The 6,575-nt window shown below is 63.6% G+C and carries 8 protein-coding genes; 6 read left to right on the forward strand and 2 right to left on the reverse strand.

The genetic code is table 11. The features are described from left to right. Positions 1–409 precede the first annotated feature (409 nt). From WBB07_RS18490 to WBB07_RS18500, 3 genes are all read left to right on the forward strand, one after another. Positions 410–1,579, forward strand: coding sequence for an IS3 family transposase (locus WBB07_RS18490; RefSeq protein WP_526309844.1), 1,170 nt, complete (start codon positions 410–412; stop codon positions 1,577–1,579). A gap of 354 nt (positions 1,580–1,933) precedes the next feature. Further along, positions 1,934–2,221 (forward strand): hypothetical protein, encoded by a 288-nt coding sequence (locus WBB07_RS18495; RefSeq protein WP_526309845.1) that lies wholly within the window; start codon positions 1,934–1,936, stop codon positions 2,219–2,221. Between the two features lie 32 nt (positions 2,222–2,253). After that, positions 2,254–3,555, forward strand: a complete 1,302-nt coding sequence (locus WBB07_RS18500; protein ID WP_526309846.1) for a hypothetical protein — start codon at positions 2,254–2,256, stop codon at positions 3,553–3,555. A 10-nt stretch (positions 3,556–3,565) separates the two neighbouring features. Here the strand turns inward: WBB07_RS18500 and WBB07_RS18505 are convergent, their stop codons facing one another. Continuing rightward, complete coding sequence (locus tag WBB07_RS18505) at positions 3,566–3,877, reverse strand: hypothetical protein (protein ID WP_526309847.1); 312 nt, start codon at positions 3,875–3,877, stop codon at positions 3,566–3,568. Between the two features lie 98 nt (positions 3,878–3,975). On the opposite strand from WBB07_RS18505, the gene WBB07_RS18510 reads away from it, so the two are divergent. From WBB07_RS18510 to WBB07_RS18520, 3 genes are read left to right on the forward strand one after another with little or no spacing between them, the layout of a single operon-like run. Next, on the forward strand, positions 3,976–4,116 hold the full coding sequence (locus WBB07_RS18510) for a hypothetical protein (RefSeq protein ID WP_526309848.1): 141 nt from the start codon (positions 3,976–3,978) through the stop codon (positions 4,114–4,116). Then, positions 4,101–5,117, forward strand: a complete 1,017-nt coding sequence (locus WBB07_RS18515) for a hypothetical protein (RefSeq protein ID WP_526309849.1) — start codon at positions 4,101–4,103, stop codon at positions 5,115–5,117. Before WBB07_RS18510 ends, WBB07_RS18515 begins: the two co-directional genes overlap by 16 nt. 57 nt (positions 5,118–5,174) lie before the next feature. Continuing rightward, entirely contained in the window at positions 5,175–5,861 is a 687-nt protein-coding gene (locus tag WBB07_RS18520; protein WP_526309850.1) for a hypothetical protein, read from the forward strand. 486 nt (positions 5,862–6,347) lie between these two features. Here the strand turns inward: WBB07_RS18520 and WBB07_RS18525 are convergent. Continuing rightward, positions 6,348–6,575 (reverse strand): hypothetical protein (locus tag WBB07_RS18525; protein WP_526309851.1); only part of this gene is annotated, 228 nt, incomplete at its 5' end.

Here is a 6,575-nt window from a genome sequence, read left to right on the forward strand (position 1 = left end):
GTCCTCCAAGACCGTTGTCCGGCCGACTTATTCGCCGCCCTGTTAGCCTCTAACGATCCGTCAGTGTTGCGACGTTGACTAGAACCCACCCCGGAACCACCTGCTCACTTTTCGACCGGAACTGACATATGGCGGGTTACCACCGAATCACTAGCATGTTGCACCGCAGCCGCGGCGCGGACGGTTGAGAGCGACGGCCCGGCTCCGATGCCGTTGAGATGGGCCGAATGACCTTCGCTCCCCTTACGATTCGCACGCGCCTATTTCACAGCGAGATCTTGGACTCGTACACTCGACGTCACGCAGCCCGAGATGGCGTGTTCCCGCTGAATGAGTCCAGCTGATCTGTTCCCGTGTTGTTGGTCCACGGTTGTGAGAGTCGAGGGCAGAGTGATCATCAGGAGGTCACATGCCCCGTCAGTACTCGTCGTCGGTGCGCAGGCAAATCGTTGCCCGGCTTCGGTCGGGTGAATCGGTAGCCGTGATGGCTGCCGAAACCGGAATCTGTCAGGCGACGTTGTTCCGTTGGAAACATCAAGCGCTCATCGATGCCGGCGTCATCGAGGGCACCCCGAGCGTGGAGGCCGACGAACTGGCAGCCGCCCACAAACGGATCGCCCAACTCGAGGCGGAGCTGGCCCTGACCCGCGACGCGTGCGAGTTGTTCGACGAGCAGGCGGTGGTGCCCCCAAAATGCCGACGCGCGATCGCTGAGGGACTGATCGCGCGAGGACACTCCACCCGATCTGCCTGCCGGATAACGGGATTGGCCCGCTCCCTGCTGCAGTATCACCGGCGCAGACCCGTCCCGGACCGTGAGGTGCGGCGGCTGATTGTGGCTGACACGATCACTGAGATCTATCAGCGATCACGCGGTACCTACGGCCGCAAGCGGGTCCGCGCTGCGCTGTTGGCCGACTACGACATGAACGTCAACCACAAACTAGTTAACTCCATCATGTCCGAGCAGGGTCTCTACGGGCTGCCGCGCCCCGGGCGGCGAAAACCCAACCTCATCGGCGTCGATACCCCAGTTGACCTGGTCAATCGACGGTTCGCCGCCAGCAGGCCCAACGAACTATGGTGTACCGATATCACCGAACACCCCGCGCGGGATGGCAAGGTCTACTGTTGCGCGATCCTGGACTGCTTCTCCCGGATGATCGTGGCCCGCACCTTCTCCACTACCGCGGACACAGCATTGGTCAACAATGCGGTCAACATGGCCGTCGAAAGCCGAAACCGAAGTAGTTCAACCATTCTGCACGCCGACCACGGCCCGCAGTTCACGTCCTGGAGCTTCGGGGAGAACATGCGCCGATGGGGCTTGCTCGGCTCGTTCGGCACCGTGGGCGACTGCTTCGATAACGCCGCCATGGAGTCATTCTGGGCGCGGCTGCAGGTCGAGTTGCTCAACACCCGCAGATGGGCCACCACCATCGAGTTGGCCGCCGCCATGGCCGATTACATCGACAACTTCTACAACGTCGAACGCCGCCACAGCTACCTCGGTAACATCAGCCCGACAGAGTTCGAAACGCTCTGGACATCCACCTATTCGATCCCTCAACTCGCATGACCGCGGCTCGAAACAGCGGGGACAGATCAGCTGGACTCATTCAGCGGGAACACGCCAGCAGGACGATACCAGCGGTGGCCGCGGCCGTTCATCGTCGAGGACCCTAAGCGCCCCGTCGCGCGGAGCCCCGATGGCAGCCCGATCAAGGTCGCTCATCTGAACACCGACGAGCGGCGGCGGTTGCTCATCGACGGGCCGGGCGGAATGGAGCCGGCCGTATTCTGGCTGACAGAGACGGGTGATCCCGTGTCGAGGTCCGGGTGGAAGGAGATCTTCCGCGCGGCGAACCTTCGTTGCCGCAGCACGGGAGTCGGCCTCTGGGTCCACCCGCACAGCCTTCGACATAGCTTTGCCGTGGTCACGCTGGAGCAGTTACAGCGCGGCCACATCGCCAACCAAGTGGCTCACAACCCCGACCAGCGCCGCACGTACAGCATGGTCTTCGGTGACCCGCTCGACTGGGTTCGCCGACGGCTGGGCGACCGATCCGTGGTCACCACGCAGATCTACCTGCATGCACTTGCCGAACTCGAGATGGAAACCCGCATGATGCTCGTCCCCGAAGAGTGGGAAGACCCTCGCGAGACCCCGATCCACGCAGTCCAGGGCGACCATGGTGGCACTGATGGAGTTCGGACATGACCCGCCGAGGACGAGGATCGACACGCAGGGGCGTGTCCGCGGCGCTCCCCGACGGGAAATACCTGCCCGCTCGGGAACCGACGGACGACGCACCAAGCACAGAGGTGGCGTTTCACGGTGAAGACGGCCGCCGCAAGGACTTCGACATCTCGACACTTCCGCTGCCCGGGCGGCACCCGGCACTCGCCGCGGCGTTCGCCGAACGGGTAGGACCCTCGGGGACCATCCGCACAGTCGCATCCGCGCAAAGTCAATGGTCCACACTGCTGCGATTCATGCGGTTTCTCGCCGCGCTGCCCCAACCGCCGGCGACGGCGACAGCGTTGACGGTCCAGCATCTGGAGTCGTTTCGGGAGCACCGCATGGCGCGGATCGGCGATCCCTCCTGGCTGGAGTTTCGCAGCATCGCGTTGCTGATGAGGAACCACGTGATCAGCGATCTGCTCAGTGGCGAGGTACGCGATCACCTGACTCGGCGTCAGGACCAATGGCGCCTACGACCGAAGCCGGGCTATTCAGACCGCGAACTGAACGCCTTGGCGCGGGCAGCCAGATCCGACGTCGATGCGATTCGACAGCGCATCCAGCGGGGTTGGGACCTCGTGAACCGACATCGCCAGAATACGAACGACCTTCCTGCACAATATCGAACACTCGCGGAGCAACTCGCAACGATCGCCGACACCGGCCGCGTTCCGCCTGTCACAGGATTCCGACGCCTCACGGTGCGCCGCGACTTGGCCGAGAACCTATTTCTCACTCCACGCGACCTCTACCCGCTGATGGTGCTCCTGGTGGCCGTCACCGGCCGAAACATCGAAACAATCAGAGAGCTACCGGCCAAACACCGGATCATCGAAGGCCGTGCCGTCGAACTACGCACAGTCAAACGACGTCGCGGACCACACTTGTGGCACACCACCGTCAACTGGGAGATCGGCGACGCAGGTCGCGAACTGCATACTCCGGGCGGTCTCTATCTGCTCGTTCATCGACTCACCGCGCCTGGCAGGGCACTACTCGACGCTCCCGAACGGGTCTGGGCGACGTGGCGCAATGCCGTCGGCGGCGTAGATGAGCACCATGACCCATTCGCGAAGGCGCTCAACCGATTCAAGTTCTACACACCCCGCTGGATCGCTATCCACAACCTGACCGCCGATACCACCGACGGCGGCGATCCCGCGCCACTGGCGCTGAGCTTCAACCGAATCAAGACCAGCACAGACGTCCGCCACACCCGACAGATGGGCGGCCACCTTCCCCCCTCGGCAAGGACCAACAGCGTCCCCGTCCTATTTTCGCACTACCTACGGGGCGGGACCCCACGGTGATCGACTGGGCTCACGAGATCGTCAGCGACGCGCTCGTCGACGCCGAGCAGTCCGCCCTCGACGCACACCGCCGTGCCCTAAAAAGGCAGGCGGAAGTCTTCGCGCCATAGCCAGTACGCCCGACGCCGAACAGGCCGAACATGCCGAACATGCCGAACATGCCGAACATGCCGAACATACCGAACATGCCAAGGACCACGGATTCGCCGTCGCTTCGACCCCGCACGCACCAGCCGAAGCAGCGTGGACCCAGTGCGTCGACCCTGAGCACCATCCCGTCACCGACAAAGCCTGCCGCGCCACCTTTCTCGACTGCTTCCACTGCGGCAACTGTCTCATCACCGCCCAACACTTGCCCCGGCTGCTGGCGTTGCTCGATGCCCTGTCAGCTCGCCGACAGCAGCTATCCGAAGGGGATTGGTGCGCTACGGCCCCACCTGGGCCGCCATCCGCCAAGACATCCTGGTCAAATTCACCCCTGCAGAAATCGAACTCGCCGCAGCATCCAAACCCGACGACGCACTGCTGGACCTCGTGGAGCACCCATGGCAACACCCCTGATCGCAGCCTCAGACGACGCACCACACCCGTGGGCCCGCAGGTTCGTCCTCGACGGCCGACCACTACGCGCCGACTGCACCCTGGAGCACACATCCCGCTTCGAAGACGACACCTGGCGCCTCTCCCCAGCGATCATCGCCCATAGCACCAAAATCTTGAAGCTCGACTTCGCGCACGCTCCGGTCCGCTGGCGAACGTTCACCAAAGAGGTGTTCTACGCCATGTTGGCCGGCCCACTGCCGCCCGCGGAACCACGACCCGAGATCGCCACCATCAGAGGTCATTTCGCCGCGATCACCAGGTTCTTGCGTTGGTTGGACAGCTACCCCGCCGCGGCGACGGGCCGACCAGTGCAAAGGCTCGACGAGCTGCACGGCGCCGATCTGCAGGCATACCTCCTCGACCTCCCAAAGACGCAGCACTCGCCCCTCACGCGGGAACGCAACCGCGTCTCGATTCGCGTGCTGTGGCGCTATCGCACCGTTCTATCAGATCACTTGCCCTTCGACCCCGCCCACCTGGAAGGATGGCGCGACGATTACCGCAGCTGGCGCGTCGAGAACGCCACCAGCCGCATCCCTGAACAGGTTCACGGCCCCTTGATGGCGTGGGCGATGCGGTTCATCGATGATTTCACCGACGACATCCTGACCGCCTCCGAACAATGGCAGGCAGCGCACGCCGCGCTCAGAGGCCCGATCCTCGACGACAACGCCGCCCTCGTCGAGAACCTGAGAACTCTGCTCGATGTCCACATCAGCGAGAACCGACCCCTCCCCGGCGACCGCGGGAACCTCAACCTCAAAGCGCTGGCCCACACACTCGGTTGCTCCAAGAAGGAGATCGATCGGCACCACACACTGATCTCGACGACCGCAGGGAAGGTCGGCGTCAATGACCAGCCCTGGTTCATCTTTTCGACCACCGGACAATTGGACGGATGCCCTTGGCTCGACACAATCGTCAGCGATCAGCGGTTGCCCTCCCAGAGTGGCGTGTGACGCCTGACCACGCTCCTGCAGGCCGCCGCATACGTCGTCATCGCCTTCCTCTCCGGTATGCGTGACGGCGAGATCAAAGAACTGCGCCGTGGCTGCCTCCAGGTGCAACGAGACGACACCGGACGCATCTACCGCTACAAGGTCTCCAGCCGCTCCTTCAAGGGCGAGAACGACCCGCGCGGGGTCGAGGCAACGTGGGTCGTCGGGGCACCAGCCGCCCGCGCCATTCGCGTGCTCGAACGGATGCAGCCTGCCGCGACGGAACTCTTGTTCGCTTACCATCCGTTGATTCAGTCTGAGTCCTCACGCGGCGGCCAGATCAGGGCAACGACGTCAAGTTGGGCCGTGACCAATCTCAACGCCTTCATCACCTGGGTCAACGTTTACTGCGGTGAGCACGGCCGCCACGACGGTATCCCTAACGTCAACGGGCGGCCGTGGTGGCTCACGACACCACAGTTTCGCCGCACGCTGGCCTGGTTTATCGCTCGCCGCCCCGGCGGCTCCATCGCCGGAGCAATCGCCTACCGCCACTTGAATGTTCAAATGTTCGAAGGCTACGCAGGCACCTCGGACTCTGGGTTTCGCGGCGAGGTCGAATCCGAGCAGGCCATCGCCCGCAGCGAAACCCTCCTCGCGATGATCGACCACACGAACACACCAACCTCGCCGGACCCGCTGCGTCCGAAGCGCAGCGGCGCCTGGCAGAGTTCGGCCAGCACGCCCGGTACTCCGGCACGGTGATCACCGATGAGCGCCGGCTCCGGAAGTTGATGGCCAGTAGCGACCCAGCGATTTACCCAGACAAGTACGTGACGTGCGTACACAACCACGCCACAGCGCTATGCCAGCAGCGCCGCGACCAGCGCGGCGCCCTTAACCCTATATCGGCAGCTGCAAACCACTGGTCTGCGGCAACGTCGCACTGAGACCCGCCAACATTGCTCACCTTCGCGCCGAGGCCGCGGACATCGACGACGACCTCGATGCCCGGCCGCTCCTCCCACCGCTACCTCGCAATCAGATCCAAGCCTGCCGCGACGACATCAACGCATTCGTAGCTCGGCACGATGAGGCAGATAAGTGACCTCGCTCGACGAGCTACCCGCCGAGCCACAGGTACGACTGGCATTCGCCGAGCTCGTCGACCAAGCACACCACGACGACGCGGCCCAGCGTCCTCGCCTTGGCACGGCAGTTCGGGCTCACTAACACCACATTCCGACGTCACTACCCGGAGATCGTGAGGGAACTGGGCCAGATCCGAAGGACTCCCGCGACCGCGCTGACCGAATCGACCGCCGTATCCGAGCACTCGAAGCTCGTCGATCGCAACGCGGAACTGCGGCGCGCGGTCCAGGTGAGGGGGACCCGTTTGGTGGTCCAGTTGATCTGTCCCCGCTGTTTCGAGCCGCGGTCATGCGAGTTGAGGGATCGAATAGGTGGATGTCCAGAGCG

It is taken from the genome of Mycobacterium sp., from assembly GCF_049647605.1.
GTDB lineage: Bacteria > Actinomycetota > Actinomycetes > Mycobacteriales > Mycobacteriaceae > Mycobacterium.

Excerpts from the sequence above, each read along its gene's own strand:
- WBB07_RS18490 (WP_526309844.1), top strand. The coding sequence starts at position 410 with ATGCCCCGTCAGTACTCGTCGTCGGTGCGCAGGCAAATCGTTGCCCGG.
- WBB07_RS18515 (WP_526309849.1), top strand. The coding sequence starts at position 4,101 with ATGGCAACACCCCTGATCGCAGCCTCAGACGACGCACCACACCCGTGG.
- WBB07_RS18520 (WP_526309850.1), top strand. The coding sequence starts at position 5,175 with ATGCGTGACGGCGAGATCAAAGAACTGCGCCGTGGCTGCCTCCAGGTG.